The organism is Arthrobacter sp. NPDC080086, from assembly GCF_040702285.1.
On sequence record NZ_JBFBKP010000034.1, the window covers coordinates 12897 to 31918 of the forward strand.

Consider the following 19022-nt stretch of genomic DNA (forward strand, 5'->3'; position numbering starts at 1 on the left):
GACTGGCGGCAACTTCGGGCATAGATTGAAGTATGGCTTCGAAGTTGACCGAGAACAGTACTTCCGCCGCGGCCGGCCAGGCTCCCGGCCCGCTGGTGGAACCGGCCGCCGACCTCACCGCGGCGGAGGTGGAACGGTATTCCCGCCACCTCATCATTCCCGAGATCGGATCCCTGGGCCAACGCCGCCTGAAGAACGCCAAGGTCCTGGTGATTGGCGCCGGCGGGCTCGGCTCACCCACGCTGCTGTACCTGGCGGCCGCCGGCGTCGGAACGCTCGGGATCATCGACGACGACGACGTCGACCTGAGCAACCTGCAGCGCCAGGTGATCCACAGCGTCGCCGACGTCGGCCGGCCCAAGACCGAGTCGGCGCGGGACGCAATCGCCGCCCTGAACCCCCTCGTTGACGTCCGCCTGCACAACGTCCGGCTCGACGCGTCCAACGCCCTGGAACTGTTCGCCGGCTATGACCTGATCATCGACGGGGCGGACAACTTCGCCACCCGCTACCTGGTCAACGATGCGGCCGCCATCCTGGGCAAGCCCTACGTCTGGGGGTCGATCTTCCGCTTCGACGGGCAGGTCAGCGTGTTCTGGGAGCAGCACGGCCCCACCTACCGCGACCTGTATCCCGAGGCGCCGCCGGCCGGGTCCGTCCCTTCCTGTGGCGAGGGCGGGGTCTTCGGCATGCTGTGTGCCGCCGTCGGCTCCCTGATGGTTTCCGAGGCGGTCAAACTCATCACCGGCGTCGGCCGTTCCTTGCTGGGACGGGTGGCGCTCTTCGACGCCCTGGGCGGCAGCTGGCGCGAAATCAAGGTCTCCCGCGACCCGGACGCGCCCAGGGTCACCGAACTGACCGACTACGAGGCGTTCTGCGGGATCACCCCCGCCGCCGACGCCGGCACGGACACCGGGCACACCATCACCGCCACCCAGCTGGCCACCATGCTCGCCTCCCGCAACGCGGGCCTGCGGCAGTTCGAACTGGTGGACGTCCGGGAGAGCGGCGAGTACGACATCGTCCGGATTGAGGGCGCCCGGCTCATCCCGCAGGGCCGGATCCTCGCCGGCGAGGCGTGGGCCGAGCTGCCGCAGAACACGGACATCGTGTTCCACTGCAAGGCCGGCACCCGGTCCGCGGCCGTCCTGGCCGCCGCCCGGGCCGCAGGCTACGAGCGCGTCAGCCACCTCGAGGGCGGCATCCTCGCCTGGGTCCGGGACGTCGAGCCCGGCAAACCCGTCTACTGAAAGGCAGCTCCATGGTCACGGACAACGGCACCACCCCGCAGCACCCCCTCGGCTCCGGATTCGGGCCCCGCACGACGGCGGCCGAAGCGGTCGCGGGAATCGACCTGCACGGCAAGACCGCCGTCGTCACCGGAGGCTATTCCGGGCTGGGCCTTGAAACGGTCCGGGCGCTGGCCTCCGCCGGCGCCAAGGTCATGGTCCCGGCCCGCCGGCCAGAACACGCCCGCGAGGTGCTGGACCAGGCCGGCCTCGACGGCGTGGCCGTCGCCGCCCTGGACCTCTCCGACCTGGACAGCGTCAGGAGCTTCGCTGCGGACCTCCTCGCCTCCGGCTTCCTTGGAGAGGCCGGCAGCCTGGACATCCTGATCAACAACGCGGCCATCATGGCCAGCCCGGAGACCCTCGTCGGGCCCGGCCGGGAAGCACAGTTCGCCACCAACCACCTGGGCCACTACGCCCTGGCCAACCTGCTGTGGCCCGCCCTGTCCGCCGGGGACGGGGCCCGGGTGGTTGCGTTGTCCTCCACCGGCCACAAGCTCTCGCCGGTCCGGTTCGAGGACCTGAACTTCGACTCCGGCTACGACAAATGGCAGGCCTACGGCCAGGCCAAGACGGCCAACGCGCTCTTCGCCGTCGAACTCGACGCCCTGGGCAAGTCCTCCGGAGTGCGTGCCTTCGCCGTCCACCCCGGCGGCATCATGACCGAACTGCAACGCCACCTGCCCCGCGAGGAAATGATCGCCTCCGGCTGGATGGACGAGGCCGGGAACGTCAACGAACGCTTCAAGACCCCGGAGCAGGGCACGGCCACCTCGGTCTGGGCCGCCACCTCACCGCGGCTGGCGGGAATGGGCGGGGTCTACTGCGAGGACTGCGACATCGCGGAGCGCACCGTGCCGGGCTCCCCGGAGGCCAGGGTCCGCGGCGTTGACGCCCACGCGATCGACCGGGAGGCGGCGGAAAGGCTGTGGCAGAAGTCGGCGGAACTGACCGGCATCAACGCGTTCGCGTAGTCAGCGGCTGCGGGAGGGCCGGGGGGGAGAAACACCGGGGGCCGGTCAGGGGGACAAACGCCAAGCAGGGAGTTCGTCAGGCAGATTCGCTGTGGTCGACCGGGCAGCCGGCCTCCGCGGCCCGCGGTGCCTTGCCGGCGGCAGGCTGGGCGGGCTGTTCGACGGTGATGCCGTAGACGGCCTCGAGGCCTGCGACGTAGTCGGCCTGCTGGCCGTTGGCCGCCAGCTCACGGGCGCGGACCGTCGGGACGTGCAGCAGCTGCTTGACCATGCGGCGGAGGGCGAACTCGACCTCCTCGGCGGCGGCGGTGCAGCCGTGACGGGCGCGGACCTTCTCCATCTCGGCGTCAAGGACGTCCATGGTGTGCCGGCGAAGGGCCACGATGGCGGAGTCCACGGACCGCGCCTCCCGCTCCTGCTCGAAGGCGGTGGCGGCGCCGGCCACGATGCCGCTGGCCTGGGTCAGGGACTCGGCCTGCTCCTGCGGCGCGGCGAGGCGGACCGATTCGAGGGTGAGGAGTTCGACGCCGTCGAGCTCGGCCACGGCGGGGTCGAAGTCGTGGGTGAGCGCCAGGTCGATGGCGATCAGCGGCTGCGGCGAGGCCGAGCGGATGCGGGCGAGCTCGTCCGCCTCGACCCGGCTGTCCGAGCCGCTGCAGCCGATCATGATGTCCGCTGCGGCGACGGCGCCCGGCAGCGAGTCGCTGTCCAGGGCGGTCCCGCCGCGGGTGGCGACGAATCCGGCGGCGCGGCCGGAGGAGGAGAAGACGGAGATGTCGGTGCAGCCGCGTTCCCGCAGCAGGGACATGGTGGCGCCGGCGTAGGCGCCGGTGCCGAAGACCACGACCTTCTTGCCGGCCCAGTCGTTGCTCTCGGAGAGGTCGGTGGCCAGGTCGAGGGCGACGGAGACGATCGAGAGGCCGCGGGAGCCGAGGGCGGTCTGCGCGCCGACGTCCTTGGCGGTCTTCGAGGCGGCCTGGAAGAGCCGGACCAGGCCGGAGCTGGCGGTTCCCTCGTGCTGGGCGGAGATCAAGGCGCGGCGCACCTGGCCGGCGATCTCGCGTTCGCCGACGACGGCGGAATCCAACCCGGAGCTGACGGCGAAGAGGTGCCGGCTGACGTCCGCGCCGGTACGGGTGTTGAAGGCGCGGGACACCAGCTGCTTGTTCAGGCCGCTGGCGTCGCTGATCCGGGAGATCAGGGCGGCGCGGGCCGCCTCGACGTCGTCGGGGTTCGGTGCCTCGCCGTAGATCTCGAATCGGTTGCAGGTGGAGAGTACGACGGCGCCGGCGACGGCAGGGGATTCTGCGAGGGCTGAAGTGGCAAGGCCGGAGGCACCGGTGCTCAACTGAGCAACGGTCTCGAGATCGATGTCGGCGTGTGTAGCCACCAATGAGAAAAGAACCACAGCACGACCATCATAGCTTTTTCGTGCTCCGGTAGAAGAGTTTCCGGACGTGGGACTGGGCACTCCCGGCTGTGAGCCGCAGCACATCCGCCGCCCGCGGCCGCCGTTTGACAGCCTGTCGTTATCTTTTGGGGCCGGTTTTGGGCAGAATCAGAGGCATGACTTCACGCGCGGCGGCACCCCACGACTCGACACTGGACGGAACGGACGGCACCCCCGGCGCCCAGGGCGGGCTCGACGCCGGCCACCCCCTGATGGACAGCCGCACCTCCGGGTCGCCGCTGATCACCGCCTACCGCGGCGGCACGCCCTCCCGCCGTCCCGTCTGGTTCATGCGCCAGGCCGGCCGCTCGCTGCCCGAATACCTGAAGGTCCGCGAGGGCGTGGCCATGCTGGATTCCTGCCTGCGCCCCGAGCTGGCCTCCGAAATCACCCTGCAGCCGGTCCGCCGGCACGACGTGGACGCGGCGATCTTCTTCTCCGACATCGTCATCCCGCTCAAGCTGGCCGGCGTCGGCGTCGACATTGTCCCCGGCGTCGGACCCGTCCTGGACACCCCGGTCCGCACCGCCGCCGACGTCGCGGCCCTGCCCACCCTGACCTGGGAGGCGCTGGAACCGATCCGCGAGGCCGTCCGGCTGACCGTCGCCGAGCTCGGCACCACCCCGCTGATCGGCTTCGCCGGGGCCCCCTTCACGCTGGCCGCCTACATGGTGGAGGGCCGTCCCTCCCGCGACCACCTGGGCCCGCGCACCATGATGCACGCCGACCCGGAGACCTGGACCGCGCTGGCCAACTGGGCCGCCGACGCCTCCGGCATGTTCCTGCGCGCCCAGCTCGAGGCCGGCGCCTCCGCCGCCCAGCTCTTCGACTCCTGGGCCGGCTCCCTCGGCCTGAACGACTACACCCGCTTCGTGGCCCCCGCCTCGGCCCGGGCCCTGGACCACGTCCGCCACCTGGGCGCCCCGCTGATCCACTTCGGCACCGGAACCTCGGAACTGCTGGTCGCCATGCGCGACGTGGGCGTCGACGTCGTCGGCGTCGACTACCGCCTGCCCCTCGACGAGGCGAACCGCCGCCTGGGCGGCACCGTGCCGTTGCAGGGCAACATCGACCCGGCCCTGCTGGCCGCCCCGTGGGAGGTGCTCGAGGCCCATGTCCGCGAGGTCATCGCCGCGGGTGCCGCCGCCCCCGGCCACGTGCTCAACCTGGGCCACGGCGTCCCGCCGGAAACCGACCCGGACGTCCTGACCCGCGTGGTGCAACTCATCCACTCCATCGCCCCCGAGTGAGCCCCGTGGCCCCCGACGACAAGTCCGCCACCCCCGCCCCCACCGCGGTTGTGGTGGGCGGCGGCATTTCCGGACTCCTGGCCGCCCGCCAACTGGCCGGGGCCGGCGTCCGCACCACGGTGCTGGAGGCCACCGGAACCTGGGGCGGCTGCGTCGGCAGCCACGTGGTCGCCGGCCTGACCCTGGACAGCGGCGCCGAATCCTTCGCCACCCGCTCCAACGCTGTGGCCGCGCTGGCCCGTGAACTGGGCCTGGGGCCGCAGATCGTCGCCCCGAACCCGGGCGGGGCCTGGGTGCAACTGCCCGAAGGCCCGCGCGAACTGCCCAGGACCGGCGTGCTGGGCATCCCCGCGAACCCCTGGGACCCCGAAGTCCGCCGCACCCTGGGCCTGGCCGGCTCCCTCCGCGCCTGGGTCGACACGCTTCTGCCGGCCTCCGTGGGAACCGGGGGTGCCGCCACCAGCGTCGCGGCCCTGGTCCGCGCCCGGATGGGCCGGCGCGTCCTGGACCGGCTGGTCTCGCCGGTGGTGGGCGGCGTGCACTCTGCGGACCCGGCATTGCTCGACGTGGACATGGTGGCCCCCGGCCTGCGCGCCAGCCTGCGCGCCCACGGCTCCCTCGCCGCTGCGGTCAAGGCCCAGCGCCGGGCCTCCACCACCGCCACCCCTGCGGGTCCGCAGGAGAGTACTGCCTCGCAGGGGAGCGCCGCCCTGCAGAAGGCGGGCTCCGCCGTCGCCGGCCTCCGCGGCGGCATGCACACGCTGGTCACGGCGCTGCTGGCCGAGCTCACGGACCTGGGCGTCACGCTTCGCGCCGGGACCCCTGCCGCCGGGGTCCGGCGGACCCCCACCGGCTGGCAGGTCACCGCAGGGGGAGAGGAGTACGAGGCCGGGAGGCTGGTCGTCGCCGTCGAGGGCCCGGCCGCCGTCGGCCTCCTTTCCGGTGTCCTCCCCGAAATCACCGCCCTGCGTCCCGAGGCCGGCCCGGACGTCAAGCTGGTCACCCTGGTGCTGGACCGGTCCGAGCTGGATACCGCCCCGCGCGGCACGGGCGTGCTGGTGGCCCCGCAAAGCCCCGGCATCCAGGCCAAGGCCCTCACCCACGCCACCGCCAAGTGGGCCTGGCTGGACGAATCCACCGCCCCGGGCCGCCACGTCCTCCGACTCTCCTACGGCCGGGGCGCCACGACGGGTGCCCCGGGGAGCGCACCCGCGGGAGCAACACCTGAACCCGACGCCGAGGCGGACCTGCTGGCCGCGGCCCTCCGGGACGCCTCCACGCTGCTGGGCGTGGGACTCTCCCGCGACGACCTCGCCGGGTGGGATGTGGTGCGCTGGGCGGGTGCCCTGCCGTTCGCGTCCCTGGGACACAAACAGCGCGTGGCCCGGGTCCGGGAACTCTGCGCCGCGGAGGGGGACCTCGCCGTCGTCGGCGGCTGGGTCGCCGGCAACGGCCTCGCCGCGATCGTCGCGGACACCCCCCGCCAGATTGCCCCGCTGCTGCCCGCCGTCGCCCGGGATTCCGCACCCTGAACGTGGTCCCGCGGCCTCCTGTGAGGGATCCGGACCTGCCTCCGCTAGCGGCAAAATAACGGTTCGGCAAATTTTCCCCGCCCCCTGACGGGCCGCTACAGTCGATGACCATGGTTACGCACAGGTCCGAAGATTTTAGTTCGCCGGCCGGCCATGGGGGACTCCGGCGCGGCACGGCAGCAGCGGCGCTCGGAGCGGTGCTGGTCCTTACGGCGGGAGTCCCCGCCACCCAGGCTGCAACGCCCACACCCAGCCCCGATGCCCCCACCGCGTCCGTCTCCGTGGGCCTCGGCGGCCTCATCGACGGACTGAGCGGCTCGTGGACCCCGTCACCGTCGCCCACCTCCGACGACGGGTCCAGCCCCACCCCTACCCGGAGCACCGCCCCGCCATCGTCCTCTTCGCCCTCGCCCGGCGGCACCCCCAGCCAGCCCTCCTCACCGTCGGCACCCGCTCCCGCCACCCCCGGAACCCCGGCCCCTGCCACACCCGGAACCACGGCTCCCGCCGCGCCCGGAACCGTGGCGCCGGTTGTCCCGGCCCCCGCCGTTCCCGCTGCCCCGGCGGCCGGGGCAGGCATCGCACCGGCGCCGGCTCCCACCGAAGCCCCCGCCACTCCGGGCGCCGCCACGGCGACCGCGGCCCCCGGGGCCGCCGGGACGCCCACGCCCGCGGGCAGCCCGACGTCGGCCAGCACCCGGGCAGCCGCGAAGGCCGCCCCGGCCGCGGGCGCCCGGTCCGGCGACAGCATGCAGGCCGCCTCCGACGTGCAGCCCTTCGGCGGCTCCGCGCTGGTGGGCTGGGGCATCTGCCTGGTGGCCGTCTCCCTCGGCGCCGGCGCCGTCTACCTCCGGATGCGCCGGGCCTGACACGCCCGGCTCCGAGGCCGCTTGTGTGACATTCATCACTTCTACCGCTTGTAGAAGTTCCCTGTTTCGACTTCGTCTCGGGGAGGGGGCAGACTGGTACATATGAGCCACACTTCTGCCGAATCTGTCACCAAAACCGAAGAATCAGCCGAGCAGTTCTTTACGCTCTGGACCGTCTTCAAGCGCTCCTCCGATGTCCTCCGCAGCGGCGATGCGGCCGAGGACTTCGAGGCACTCCTCGGCCGGCTTGCCGAGGACGGCGTGATCCACCGCGGCAGCTACGACGTCTCCGCCATGCGCGCTGACGCGGACATCATGGTCTGGCTGCACGGCCCGCAGCCGGAGGCGCTGCAGCGCGCGATCCGCGACATCCGCCGCAGCAAGCTCTTCGCCGGCACCGGGATCGCCTGGTCCGCCATGGGCGTCCACCGCGAGGCAGAATTCGCCAAGAACCACACCCCGGCCTTCTCCCGGAACGTGGAACCGGCCGAGTGGCTCTGCGTCTACCCCTTCGTCCGCTCCTACGAGTGGTACCTGCTGCCCGAGGCCGAGCGCGGCGCCATGCTCCGCGACCACGGCCTCCTGGGCCGCGACTTCCCCCAGGTCATCTCCAACACCGTGTCCTCCTTCGCCCTCGGCGACTGGGAATGGATTCTCGGCCTGGAAGCCCCGGAACTGGTGGACCTCGTGGACCTGATGCGCCACCTGCGCGCCACCGAGGCCCGCCACCACGTCCGCGAGGAAGTCCCGTTCTACACCGGGCGCCGCGTCAGCGCCGCCGAGGTCGCGGAAGTCCTCGCATGAGCCCGCTCGACCCCAAGGAAACCGCAATGACGCTGGAGAGCAACGTGACCGCTGAGACCGACCTGACCTCCGTCAACCCCGTCACCGAGGCGGGCCGCATGGCCCCCAAGGACTACGACGCAGTGCTCCTCGCCTCCTTCGGCGGCCCCGAGGGTCAGGAAGACGTCATCCCCTTCCTGCGCAACGTCACCCGCGGCCGCGGCATCCCGGACGAGCGCCTCGAAGAGGTCTCCCACCACTACCGCGCCAACGGCGGCATCAGCCCCATCAACGCCCAGAACCGCGAGCTCAAGGCCGCCATGGAGACCGAGCTGGCCAAGCGCGGCATCGAACTGCCGGTGTTCTGGGGCAACCGCAACTGGGACCCCTACATCCCGCAGACCCTGCAGGAAATCTACGACGCCGGGCACCGCAAGGTCCTGATGATCACCACCAGCGCCTACTCCTGCTACTCCAGCTGCCGCCAGTACCGCGAGGACATCGGCATGGCCCTGACCGAGACCGGCCTGGACGGCAAGCTCGAGGTGGACAAGGTCCGCCAGTACTTTGACCACCCCGGCTTCGTCGAACCGTTCGTCGAGGGCACCGCCGCCGGCCTGGCCGAGGTCCGCGCCCAGCTGGCCTCCGCCGGAACTCCGGACGCCCCGGTGCACATCCTCTTCGCCACCCACTCCATCCCCACCCGCGACGCCGAGGCGTCCGGCCGCTCCGAGGGCGAACCGCGCCGGTTCGAACAGGACTCCGCCTACGCCGCGCAGCACCTCGCCACCGGCGGCGAGGTCATCCGCCGCGTCGAAGCCCAGACCGGTGACACCGCCCCGTGGTCCCTCGTCTACCAGTCCCGCTCCGGCGCCCCGCACGTGCCGTGGCTGGAACCGGATATCAACGACGCCATCGAGGACCTGGCCAGCCAGGGCGTCAAGGGCGTCGTGATCGTGCCGCTCGGCTTCGTCAGCGACCACATGGAAGTCGTCTGGGACCTGGACACCGAGGCCCTCGAGACCTGCGAAAAGCTCGGCGTCGCCGCCACCCGCGTCCCCACCCCGGGCACGCACCGCAAGTTCGTCGCCGGCATCGTGGACCTGATCTCGGAACGGACCAGCTCCAACACCATCACCGAGCGTCCGCACCTGACCAAGCTCGGCCCATGGTACGACGTCTGCCGCCCCGGCTGCTGCGCCAACTTCCGCGGTGAGAAGCCGACCATCTCCGGTGCCGACACCACCGTCGGCACGGGCCACGATCCCTACCCGGACGCCGCCGCGGCTGCCAAAGTGACCGGGCACCCCGCGCCGTGACCGTCCGGATCGGCACGAGGGCCAGCAAGCTTGCCCTCACCCAGACCCAGCAGACCGCGGACCAGCTGGCGGCCGTCGGCGGGTTCCCCGTGGAGCTGGTGCACATACGTACCGACGGTGACGTCCTCACCGGCCCGCTATCCCAGATGGGCGGCACCGGCGTCTTCGTTGCCGCCCTCCGCGACGCCCTGCTCCAGGACGCCTGCGATGTGGCCGTGCACTCGCTCAAGGACCTGCCCGTCGGCCCGGCCCTCGGCCTGAGCCTGGCCGCGACCCCGAAGCGCGTGGACGTCCGCGACGTGCTCTGCGCCCGGGACGGACTCACGCTCGCCCAGCTGCCGGCGGGCGCCACGGTGGGCACCGGCTCACCGCGGCGTGCGGCCCAGCTCCGCGCAGCGCGCCCGGACCTGGACATCCGCGATATCCGCGGCAACGTGGACACCCGCTTGGGCCGCGTGCCCGGGCTGCCGGGTAACGCCACCGACGCCGTGGTGCCGGGCAAGTCCGGCGACCTCGACGCCGTCGTGCTGGCCGCCGCCGGACTGCACCGCATCGGCCGGCTTGACGCGGTCAGCGAATACCTCGACCCCGACGTGATGCTCCCCGCCGCCGGGCAGGGCTCGCTGGCCATCGAATGCCGCACCGCCGACGCCCCGCGCAAGGCCGGGTCCACCGAGGGCTCCCAGGGCGTCCTCGCCCAGGCCCTCGCGGCGCTGGATGACCCGGACACGCGCCTGGCCGTCACCGCCGAACGGGCTTTGCTGGCCCGGCTCGAGGCCGGTTGCGCCGCCCCGGTGGGCGCCTACGCCTACCGCAAGGGCAGCATGCTGCACCTGGACGCCGTGGTCTGCGCCGTCGACGGTACCGCCAGCGTCCGGGACAAGAAGGCCACCGACGGGCTGACCGAGGTGGGCGCAACCCTGCTCGGCATCGAGCTCGCCGAGGCACTGCTCGCGGCCGGCGCGGCGGACATCGCCGACCTGACCGCTTCCTGAGGAGGACCACCAGCCTGATGGGACGCCGCAGCGCCACTTCCGGGGCGGACGGCACCGCCGTGCCGCGGCCGCTGGATGGCGCCCGCGTGCTGGTGACCCGGAGCCCGGACCGGGCCGGGGCGCTGGTCTCCGCGCTGCGCGCCACCGGCGCCGAACCGCTGCTGCTGCCGCTGATCGACTTCGAACAGGCCGCCGACCAGCACTCCCTGGGCGTGGCCTTCGACGCCCTCGGCGCCGGCGCCTACACCTGGCTGGTGGTCAGCAGCGTCACCACCGTCCAGGTCCTCCAGGAACTGGCCGCCGAGCGTGGCTCCGCGCTCAACGCCTGGCTTCCCGGCAGCCTGCAGATCGCCGCGATCGGCCCGGCAACCCGCCGCGTCCTCGAAGCACTGGACATCCCCGTCGACCTGTCCCCGACAGGGCAACAGTCAGGAGCCGGGCTGCTGGACATCTGGCCCGACCGGGCCGGCAGCGTCTTCCTGCCTCAAGCCGACATCGCCGACCCGGCCCTGCGCCGCGGCCTCGCCGCCCGGGGCGCCGCCGTCCAGGCGGTCACGGCCTACCGCACGGTGGACTACCCGGCCGACCCGCGCCGGCGCATCGCCACCACCGCCGCCACAGATGGACCCTCCGCCCGGGAACCCGGCCATGGTGCCCCCGTCCTGACCCCGGCCCAGGCCCGGGACGCGGTGGACGCCGGCACCCTGCACGCCGTCGTCGCCGCCTCCCCGAGCGCCGCCCGGCGGATCCACTCCGGACTCACCCCGCTGGGGGAGTGCCGGCTCGTGGCGATCGGCCGCTCGACGGCGGCCCAGGCCGCGGCGCTCGGCCTGGAGGTCGCCGCCGTCGCCGAGGAACCCACCGCCTCCGGGCTGGTGGCCGCCGTAGTTTACGCCCTGATTCCGAACCACCCGCACACTTCCCCCGACCGCCCACCACAGTGAAGGACCAGCCATGAGCTTCCCGACCCACCGCCCCCGCCGGCTCCGCACCACCCCCGCGATGCGCCGCCTGACGGCAGAACACCGGCTCAACGCGGCCGAACTGATCCTTCCCGCCTTCATCCGCGAGGGCCTCACCGAGCCCAACCCGATCGCGTCGATGCCCGGGGTGCAGCAGCACACCACCGATTCGCTCAAGCGCGCCGCCGCCGAAGCCGTGGAGCTGGGCGTGGGCGGCATCATGCTCTTCGGTATCCCCGCCGAGCGGGACGCCCGGGGCACCGCCTCCCTGGACCCCGAGGGCGTGCTGAATAAGGCCATCCGCGACGTCCGGGCCGAGGTGGGCGACGAGCTGGTGGTGATGAGCGACGTCTGCCTCGACGAATTCACCGACCACGGCCACTGCGGTGTCCTGGACGGCAAGGGCTACGTCGACAACGACGCCACCCTGGAGATCTACGGACAGATGGCGGTGGCCCAGGCCGAGGCCGGCGCCCACGTGCTCGGACCCTCCGGCATGATGGACGGCCAGATCGCCGTCATCCGCCAGGCACTGGAACAGGCCGGCCACGCCAACACCGCGGTCGTGGCCTACGCCGCCAAGTACGCCTCCGCGTTCTACGGCCCGTTCCGCGAGGCCGTGGACTCCCAGCTCACCGGCGACCGCCGCACCTACCAGATGGACGCCGCCAACCGGCGCGAGGCCATCCTGGAGGTGGAACTGGACCTCGAGGAGGGCGCCGACATGGTGATGGTCAAGCCCGCCATGAGCTACCTCGACATCCTCGCCGACGTCGCCGCCATGAGCCCCGTGCCGGTGGCCGCCTACCAGATCTCCGGCGAGTACTCGATGATCGAGGCCGCCGCTGCGAACGGCTGGATCGACCGCCGCGCCGCCATCACCGAGTCCGTGCTCGGCATCAAGCGGGCCGGCGCCAACATGGTCCTGACCTACTGGGCCACCGAGCTCGCCGGCTGGCTGAAGGAGACCCGGTGAACCACGCCGTGCAGCCGGATCCCGCGTCCGCCGCGAACCCCACCGCGCCGGTAGGCCCGGAGACCATCCTGCTGGGCCTGAACACCTTCGGCGACGTCGGTGTCTTCCCGGACGGCCAGCCGGTCCCGCACGCCCAGGTGCTGCGCCAGCTGCTGGAACAGGCGGAACTCGCCGAAGAGGTGGGGCTGCACGCCTTCGGCGTGGGGGAGCACCACCGCCGCGACTTCGCCGTCTCGGCGCCCGAGGTCTTCCTCGCCGCCGCGGCCGCCCGCACCAAGCGGATCCGGCTCGGCTCCGCCGTCACCGTGCTCAGCTCCGATGACCCCATCCGGGTGTTCCAGCGCTTCGCCACCGTGGACGCGATCGCCAACGGCCGCGCCGAGGTCATGCTGGGCCGCGGCTCATTCATTGAGTCTTTCCCGCTCTTCGGCCTGGACCTGGCCGACTACGAGGTCCTGTTCGAGGAAAAGCTCGAACTCTTCGACAAGGTCCGGGCGCAGAAACCCATCAAGTGGGAGGGCCGCACGCGGGCGCCCATCAACGGGCTGAGCGTCTACCCGCCGCTGGAGCACCACCTGCTGCCGGCCTGGATCGGCGTCGGCGGTACCCCCGAGTCGGTCCTTCGCTGCGCGGAATACGGCTACCCGATCATCTTCGCCATCATCGGCGGGGCGCCCCGGGCCTTCGGGCCGCTGGCGGGGCTGTACCGGGAGGCGATGGAAAAGTACGGCCACCCCCTGCAGCAGGTCGCCACCCACTCGCCCGGTCACATCGCCGCCACCGACGAGGAGGCGCGGGAGGAGTTCTTCCCGCACTGGCTGGCGCAGCGGAACCAGCTGGGTTCCGAACGCGGCTGGGGTCCGGGCGGCCGGGCCGAGTTCGAGCAGCTCTGCAGCCCCGAGGGGGCGCTCTATGTGGGGTCACCGGAGACGGTGGCCGCGAAGATCGCCCTGCTCAAGCGGAACCTGGGCGCGGACCGCTTCGACCTCAAATACAGCAACGGCACCCTGCCGCACGCCGCCATGATGCGCTCCATCGAGCTGTTCGGCACCGACGTGGCTCCGCGCGTCGCCGCCCTGCTGGCCGGGGAGACCGAGACGGGCAGCCGGACCTCCGGCTCCCGGAACTGAAAGAATAGGATTCATGACTTCCAGCCACCACCGCAATGAGGAACTGTTCGACCGAGCCCGCGGGCTGATGCCCGGCGGCGTGAACTCCCCGGTCCGGGCCTTCGGCTCGGTGGGCGGCACGCCGCGGTTCATGGTCTCCGCCCAGGGCGCCTACCTGACCGACGCCGACGGCGACCAGTACGTCGACCTGGTCTGCTCGTGGGGTCCGGCGCTGCTGGGCCACGCCCACCCGGCCGTGCTCACCGCCGTCCACGAGGCCGTCGACCGGGGCCTCTCCTTCGGCGCCTCCACCCCGGACGAGGCCAACCTCGCCGCGCTGGTCCGCGAACGCGTCCCCGCCGCGGAACGGGTCCGGATGGTCTCCACCGGCACCGAGGCCACCATGACCGCCATCCGGCTGGCCCGCGGCTACACCGGCCGCAACCTGGTCATCAAGTTCGCCGGCTGCTACCACGGCCACCTCGACGGCCTGCTCGCCGCCGCCGGCTCCGGCCTGGCCACCCTCGCCCTGCCGGGCTCCGCTGGCGTCACCGCCGCGACCGCCGCGGAAACCCTCGTGCTGCCCTACAACGACCTCGCCGCCGTCGAAGCCGCCTTCGCCGCGCACGGGCCCAACATCGCAGCCGTCATCACGGAGGCCGCACCCGCGAACATGGGCGTGGTGACCCCGGGTGAGGGGTTCAACGCGGGCCTGTCCCGGATCACCCGGGAGCACGGCGCGCTGCTGATCCTGGACGAGGTCCTCACCGGCTTCCGCACCGGCTACGCCGGCTACTGGGGCCTCACCGGCGGCGCGGCCGACGCGGCCGAACCGTGGGCTCCTGACCTGCTGACCTTCGGCAAGGTGATCGGCGGCGGGATGCCGACGGCGGCCCTGGGCGGCCGCGCCGACGTGATGGACTACCTCGCCCCCGTGGGCCCGGTCTACCAGGCCGGCACGCTCTCCGGTAACCCGGTGGCCATGGCCGCCGGCGTCGCGACCCTCACGCACGCAACCGCGGAGGTCTACGACTTCGTCGACGCCCGCTCCCTGGAACTCTCCGGCGCCCTGTCGGAGGCGCTGGACGCCGCCGGCGTCGACCACTCCATCCAGCGGGCGGGGAACCTGTTCTCCGTGGCCTTCGGAACCTCCGCTCGCGGCGTCCACAACTACGACGACGCCCAGGGCCAGGAGGTCTTCCGGTACGCGCCGTTCTTCCACTCCATGCTGGACTCCGGGGTGTACCTGCCGCCGTCCGTCTTCGAGGCCTGGTTCCTCTCCGCCGCGCACGACGACGCCGCCATGAACCGGATCTTCGACGCGCTTCCGGCCGCCGCGAAGGCCGCCGCGGCCGCCACCGCCTGACCGGCGCTTAAACGACTGAAGGCACCCGCCGCGGCGGGTGCCTTCAGTCGTTTAAGGAGGTGCTGCCTAGAGGACGTCCGCCAGGAAGCCGCGGAGCCGTTCGGTCCGCGGGTCGGTGAAGAGCTGCTCCGGGGCGCCGGACTCCACCACCTTGCCGGCGTCCATGAACGTCACGGTGTCCGAGACATTGCGGGAGAAGCCCATCTCGTGGGTCACCACCACCATCGTCATTCCGCCCTTGGCCAGGTCGGCCATGAGTGCCAGGACGCCCTTGACCAGCTCCGGGTCCAGCGCCGAGGTGGCCTCGTCGAAGAACATCACCTCGGGCTTCATGGCCAGCGCCCGGGCGATCGCCACGCGCTGCTGCTGGCCGCCGGAGAGGTTCGCGGGCCGGGAATCGGCCTTGTGTTTCAGGCCCACCAGGTCCAGCTGTGCCAGGGCCTCCTCGCGGGCCTGCTCCTTGGACATGCCGCGGAGCTTGCGCAGGGCCAGGGAGACGTTCTCCTCCACGGTCTTGTGCGGGAAGAGGTTGAACTGCTGGAAGACCATGCCGATGCGGCGGCGCAGCTCATCCGGGTTGTCCTTGAGCACGGACCGGCCGTCGAGCAGGATGTCGCCCTGGTCCGGTTCGATCAGCCGGTTCATCACCCGGAGCAGCGTCGACTTGCCGGAGCCGGAGGGGCCGATCACGGAGGCCGTGGTGCCCTTCTCGACGTGCAGGTCGATGCCGCGCAGGACGTGGTTCGACCCGAAGGACAGGTGGATGTTCTTCGCCGTCAGTGATCCGGACGCGAATTCGCTCATGCCTGGGCTCCCTTTCCGACGACGGCGGCAGCCTCGTCCGGTTGCTTCTTTTCCGGCCGGCCGGAACGCAGCCGGGAATCAATAAAGTTCACCAGGTGAGTGAGTGGAATGGTCATGGCGAGGTAGAAAATAGCCGCTGCCACGTACGGGGATAGGTTCCCGCTGCGTGCGGCGGCGTCCTGGCCGATCTGGAACAATTCCCGTTCCGTTGCCAGCAAGCCCAAGGTGAATACCAACGAGGAATCTTTGATCAGAGCGATGAACTGGTTCATCAGGGCAGGGAGTACCCGGCGGATACCTTGCGGCACCACGACTAGGCGCATGGACGGGCCATAACCGAACCCCAAGGCCCGTGACGCCTCAAGCTGACCCTTGTCTACGCTCTGAATGCCGGAGCGGAAGATTTCGCCCGTGTACGCGGCGGCCATGAGCGACAGAGCCGCAACGCCCATGGGGTAGGGGCTGTTGCTACCCGATATCTCGCGGAAAATCGGTCCGAATCCAAGTCCGATGACCAGGATGGTGAGGACGGCCGGGAGTCCACGAAAAACGTCCGTGTACACCCGGGCCGCCCACCGTGCCACGGGATTACGGGATATTCCCATGAGAGCCAGAATCAGACCGAGGAACGCACCGATCAGGCCAGAGGTGATCGCAAGGACCAAGGTGTTGGGCAGGCCAACGGTGAACATGCTTGGCAAGACCTCAGCGATCTTCCCCCAGTCAAAGAAGGTCTCTCCGAGTCGTGTCAGGTAATCCATATGGCGTCGCTATCTCTCCTGGTAGCCGGTGACTATTTCGCGGGGACCTTGACGGCCTTGCTGCCCGGCTTCCACCCCTCGGGGGTCTGCTCGGCGGACGTCGGACGGTCCGTGTACCACTGGGCGGTCAGCTTGGACCAGGTTCCGTCGGCAACCACGGCGTCGAGGGCAGAGTTAAGCGCGTCGAGCAGGGCAGGGTTGTCCTTGGCTACGGCGTAGGCGGTGAAGTTCTGCGTGTTGAGCTTCTTCTCGGCAATCTTGGTACCGTCGCCGGGCTTGACCTGGCCGGTGGCCTGCTGGGACGGAGCCACCCAGGCGTCAACCTGCCCACTCTTGAGGCTGGCGAACACGGTGTTGTAGTCGGGGAAGGAAACAGGCTCAAGCTTGAGGGTGTTCTTGACGTAGTCCTCCTGCACACTGCCGCTGACGACGCCGATGCGGAGGCTGCCCTTCAGGTCGGCGAATTTCTGGACCTTGGCGTCCTCTTTAGTCACAAGAGCCATGTAGCCGAAGTCATAACCGTTAGTGAACGCAACCGTTTCGCGGCGCGCGTCCGTGGTGGAAATCGAGGACGAGCCGACGTCGAACTGCTTGTTCTTCACCTGGCTTAGAAGCGCCTGGAACTTTGTGGAGGCAAACTCGATCTTGAGCCCCAGCTTGTCGGCCATCGCCCGCAGCAGCTCGTTGTCGTAGCCGGTGAACTTGCCGGACGGATCGATGAAGATGTTCGGCGGGGCGTCGGAGAGGGTGCCCACCCGCAGGGTGCCCTCGCTGATCAGGCCGAGCTTGGACTTGTCGATCTTGTCCAGGGCCGGGACGTCCTTGGTGGTGTACTTGTCCAGGGAGGTCTGGTCGCTGCCCTGGAGGGCATCAGTCGGGGAGCCCGAGCTCTGGGCGGACCCGCCGCCGCATGCGGCGAGGGAGACCGACAGGGCCACGGCCACCGGAAGGGCGGTAAGCCACTTCAAGGCTTTGCTTTTCATCACGCAATCACTTTCGTCTGAAGTCCTGGGGCGGCGGCGGGACAGCAGGTCCGGCCGCCGGAGGGCATGCCGCACCAGGGCGGCACCGCAAAAGATAATTGTGTCACCGGGGCATTGGGCCGGATCAAATCGAATTTCCGGGGGCCCTGGGGTGGGATGAGCGAATAACGCGAGTGTCATGTGGGCTGTGCGGCTTGAGAGCGGCGGCCACCGTCCAATGCACAGAATTCCGTCCGGCGTGGCGGCGCGTCCCGGCTGTGTGGAAGCTGTGTGTGGTCCGTCTCATTCTGCCGATGGGCCGCCGAAAAGCAGGGTTCCGGCCGATTTTCGGGGCGGACGTGTCGATTTGTGACGCCGCAGCCCGGGCTTCGGGGTTGCGGCTAGAAACTGCCGCGGCTTGCGTCCTCGGGCGGCAGGACGGGCCAGTCACCTTCGATCACCGCGGCCGGCTTGGTTTTCCGAAGGTAGCTCTGGAAGTCCGCTGCCTGGGCGGTGGCCCATTCCACCTGCAGCTGGTGCAGGTGGGCCGCCGGCATCCGCAGCTTCGGGAACTTTCCGGCCATCGCATCGAGGACCCGCAGGGTGGCGAGCGCGTCGGCGGCAGAGGTGTGGGCGTTGTCCAGGTCCACGCCGTATTCCTCGCAGAGGGCCGTCAGCGTGCGCTTGCCTTTGCGGTAGCGGTCCACCTGCTTGTTCATGATGTACGGGTCCAGGACCGGGTAACGGTGCAGCTGGGGCACCCCGTAGCGCGCGGATTCCGCCGCGAGGACCGTGAAGTCGTAGCTGGCGTTGAAGGCGATGACGGGAACCCCGGCATCGAACAGTTCCTGCAGCACCCCGGCGAGTTCCCGGACCACCTCAGCGGCGGGGCGTCCCTCGCTGCGGGCCCGCTCCGTGGTGACGCCGTGGATGTCGCTGGCCTCGGTGGGGATCTCGACGCCGGGATCGGCGAGCCACTCGTGCTCCTTGATGACGGCGCCGTCCCCGTCCACCAGGGTCACCGACGCCGTCACGATCCGAGCCGCGCGGGAATTCCGGCCGGTGGTTTCGAGGTCGAATGCTGCGCGGGGGAGGGTGTGCCAAGTGCTCATGCAATTACGCTACCTGCTGCCACGGACAGTCCTGGGCAGCGACCTGCGGCCGGGGCGCGGAGGCGGCGACGGTACCCTTGATGGCATGCGGATGGAGTACGTGGAGGCGGTGCTGGAGCTCGGTGCGATGGTGCCTGCGGGGTCCGCCCTCGCCTATGGCGACGTGTCGGAGTTGCTGGGTTCCGGCGGCCCCCGGCAGGTCGGCGCGGTGCTCAGCCACCACGGCAGCTCGATCCCCTGGTGGCGCATCATCCGGGCCAGCGGCGAGGCGCCCCCCGGCCACGGGCGGGACGCGCTCGGCCACTACCTGGCCGAGGGGACACCCCTGCGCGGTGATTTCCTGGACTTCCAGCGCAGCGGCGAGGGCCGGTGGCGGGTGGACCTTGCGGCTGCCCGATGGGCTCCCACCGATGAAGAATTTGCCGCGATCGACGCCGTAGCGGAGCGGCTGGAGCCCGCCAGCCGGAAACTGTCGGTGCCCGATGATGAAATGTTTGTGTGAGTAGCCC

The 19022-nt window shown here is 70.9% G+C and carries 18 protein-coding genes; 13 read left to right on the forward strand and 5 right to left on the reverse strand.

Annotation, left to right across the window (positions count from 1 at the left end; genetic code table 11):
* The first annotated feature begins 32 nt into the window (after window positions 1-32).
* On the forward strand, window positions 33-1250 hold the full coding sequence (gene moeB, locus AB0305_RS12925) for a molybdopterin-synthase adenylyltransferase MoeB (RefSeq protein ID WP_364133001.1): 1218 nt from the start codon (window positions 33-35) through the stop codon (window positions 1248-1250).
* Window positions 1251-1261: 11 nt separating this feature from the next.
* On the forward strand, window positions 1262-2263 hold the full coding sequence (locus AB0305_RS12930; RefSeq protein WP_364132998.1) for an SDR family NAD(P)-dependent oxidoreductase: 1002 nt from the start codon (window positions 1262-1264) through the stop codon (window positions 2261-2263).
* 76 nt (window positions 2264-2339) lie between these two features.
* On the opposite strand, the gene AB0305_RS12935 is transcribed toward AB0305_RS12930, so the two are convergent.
* Entirely contained in the window at window positions 2340-3671 is a 1332-nt protein-coding gene (locus tag AB0305_RS12935) for a glutamyl-tRNA reductase (RefSeq protein WP_364132995.1), read from the reverse strand.
* Window positions 3672-3829: 158 nt separating this feature from the next.
* On the opposite strand from AB0305_RS12935, the gene hemE reads away from it, so the two are divergent.
* The 10 genes from hemE to hemL all read left to right on the forward strand — a co-directional run bounded on the left by hemE (window position 3830) and on the right by hemL (window position 14874).
* Entirely contained in the window at window positions 3830-4963 is a 1134-nt protein-coding gene (gene hemE, locus AB0305_RS12940; RefSeq protein WP_364132992.1) for a uroporphyrinogen decarboxylase, read from the forward strand.
* A 5-nt stretch (window positions 4964-4968) separates the two neighbouring features.
* A complete protein-coding gene (gene hemG / locus AB0305_RS12945; protein ID WP_364132989.1) occupies window positions 4969-6495 on the forward strand; it encodes a protoporphyrinogen oxidase in 1527 nt (508 codons plus the stop codon).
* A gap of 197 nt (window positions 6496-6692) precedes the next feature.
* The gene (locus AB0305_RS12950; protein WP_364132986.1) at window positions 6693-7364 is read left to right on the forward strand and encodes a hypothetical protein; all 672 of its coding nucleotides are present in this window, start codon (window positions 6693-6695) and stop codon (window positions 7362-7364) included.
* 102 nt (window positions 7365-7466) lie between these two features.
* Window positions 7467-8168 (forward strand): hydrogen peroxide-dependent heme synthase, encoded by a 702-nt coding sequence (gene hemQ / locus AB0305_RS12955; RefSeq protein ID WP_364132983.1) that lies wholly within the window; start codon window positions 7467-7469, stop codon window positions 8166-8168.
* Between the two features lie 98 nt (window positions 8169-8266).
* Entirely contained in the window at window positions 8267-9466 is a 1200-nt protein-coding gene (locus tag AB0305_RS12960) for a ferrochelatase (RefSeq protein WP_366173122.1), read from the forward strand.
* Window positions 9463-10461 carry a hydroxymethylbilane synthase gene (gene hemC, locus AB0305_RS12965; RefSeq protein WP_364132977.1) on the forward strand — a complete coding sequence of 333 codons (999 nt, stop codon included), beginning with the start codon at window positions 9463-9465 and terminating at the stop codon, window positions 10459-10461. The genes AB0305_RS12960 and hemC overlap by 4 nt, the downstream gene beginning before the upstream one ends.
* Before the next feature lie 17 nt (window positions 10462-10478).
* A complete protein-coding gene (locus AB0305_RS12970; protein WP_364132974.1) occupies window positions 10479-11405 on the forward strand; it encodes a uroporphyrinogen-III synthase in 927 nt (308 codons plus the stop codon).
* 10 nt (window positions 11406-11415) lie between these two features.
* Entirely contained in the window at window positions 11416-12399 is a 984-nt protein-coding gene (gene hemB, locus AB0305_RS12975; protein WP_364132971.1) for a porphobilinogen synthase, read from the forward strand.
* Window positions 12396-13529 (forward strand): LLM class flavin-dependent oxidoreductase, encoded by a 1134-nt coding sequence (locus tag AB0305_RS12980; protein WP_364132967.1) that lies wholly within the window; start codon window positions 12396-12398, stop codon window positions 13527-13529. The genes hemB and AB0305_RS12980 overlap by 4 nt, the downstream gene beginning before the upstream one ends.
* A gap of 13 nt (window positions 13530-13542) precedes the next feature.
* Complete coding sequence (hemL, locus tag AB0305_RS12985) at window positions 13543-14874, forward strand: glutamate-1-semialdehyde 2,1-aminomutase (protein WP_364132965.1); 1332 nt, start codon at window positions 13543-13545, stop codon at window positions 14872-14874.
* A 66-nt stretch (window positions 14875-14940) separates the two neighbouring features.
* Here hemL and AB0305_RS12990 read toward each other — a convergent pair whose 3' ends face one another.
* The 4 genes from AB0305_RS12990 to AB0305_RS13005 form a co-directional block, all read right to left on the reverse strand.
* Window positions 14941-15678 (reverse strand): amino acid ABC transporter ATP-binding protein, encoded by a 738-nt coding sequence (locus AB0305_RS12990; protein WP_290255724.1) that lies wholly within the window; start codon window positions 15676-15678, stop codon window positions 14941-14943.
* A complete protein-coding gene (locus AB0305_RS12995; protein ID WP_364132960.1) occupies window positions 15675-16439 on the reverse strand; it encodes an amino acid ABC transporter permease in 765 nt (254 codons plus the stop codon). Before AB0305_RS12995 ends, AB0305_RS12990 begins: the two co-directional genes overlap by 4 nt.
* Before the next feature lie 32 nt (window positions 16440-16471).
* A complete protein-coding gene (locus AB0305_RS13000; protein ID WP_290256463.1) occupies window positions 16472-17422 on the reverse strand; it encodes an ABC transporter substrate-binding protein in 951 nt (316 codons plus the stop codon).
* 380 nt (window positions 17423-17802) lie between these two features.
* Window positions 17803-18513, reverse strand: a complete 711-nt coding sequence (locus AB0305_RS13005) for a 3'-5' exonuclease (protein WP_364132957.1) — start codon at window positions 18511-18513, stop codon at window positions 17803-17805.
* 85 nt (window positions 18514-18598) lie between these two features.
* On the opposite strand from AB0305_RS13005, the gene AB0305_RS13010 reads away from it, so the two are divergent.
* Window positions 18599-19015 carry an MGMT family protein gene (locus AB0305_RS13010; RefSeq protein ID WP_364134618.1) on the forward strand — a complete coding sequence of 139 codons (417 nt, stop codon included), beginning with the start codon at window positions 18599-18601 and terminating at the stop codon, window positions 19013-19015.
* The last annotated feature ends 7 nt before the right edge of the window (window positions 19016-19022 follow it).

Bases quoted from the DNA above. Each gene is read 5' to 3' on its own strand.
- moeB (WP_364133001.1), top strand. From the start codon at position 33: ATGGCTTCGAAGTTGACCGAGAACAGTACTTCCGCCGCGGCCGGCCAG.
- hemL (WP_364132965.1), top strand. From the start codon at position 13,543: ATGACTTCCAGCCACCACCGCAATGAGGAACTGTTCGACCGAGCCCGC.
- AB0305_RS12930 (WP_364132998.1), top strand. From the start codon at position 1,262: ATGGTCACGGACAACGGCACCACCCCGCAGCACCCCCTCGGCTCCGGA.
- hemQ (WP_364132983.1), top strand. From the start codon at position 7,467: ATGAGCCACACTTCTGCCGAATCTGTCACCAAAACCGAAGAATCAGCC.
- AB0305_RS12990 (WP_290255724.1), bottom strand. From the start codon at position 15,678: ATGAGCGAATTCGCGTCCGGATCACTGACGGCGAAGAACATCCACCTG.
- AB0305_RS12995 (WP_364132960.1), bottom strand. From the start codon at position 16,439: ATGGATTACCTGACACGACTCGGAGAGACCTTCTTTGACTGGGGGAAG.
- AB0305_RS13000 (WP_290256463.1), bottom strand. From the start codon at position 17,422: ATGAAAAGCAAAGCCTTGAAGTGGCTTACCGCCCTTCCGGTGGCCGTG.
- AB0305_RS12970 (WP_364132974.1), top strand. From the start codon at position 10,479: ATGGGACGCCGCAGCGCCACTTCCGGGGCGGACGGCACCGCCGTGCCG.
- AB0305_RS13010 (WP_364134618.1), top strand. From the start codon at position 18,599: ATGCGGATGGAGTACGTGGAGGCGGTGCTGGAGCTCGGTGCGATGGTG.
- AB0305_RS12960 (WP_366173122.1), top strand. From the start codon at position 8,267: ATGGCCCCCAAGGACTACGACGCAGTGCTCCTCGCCTCCTTCGGCGGC.
- AB0305_RS13005 (WP_364132957.1), bottom strand. From the start codon at position 18,513: ATGAGCACTTGGCACACCCTCCCCCGCGCAGCATTCGACCTCGAAACC.
- hemB (WP_364132971.1), top strand. From the start codon at position 11,416: ATGAGCTTCCCGACCCACCGCCCCCGCCGGCTCCGCACCACCCCCGCG.
- hemE (WP_364132992.1), top strand. From the start codon at position 3,830: ATGACTTCACGCGCGGCGGCACCCCACGACTCGACACTGGACGGAACG.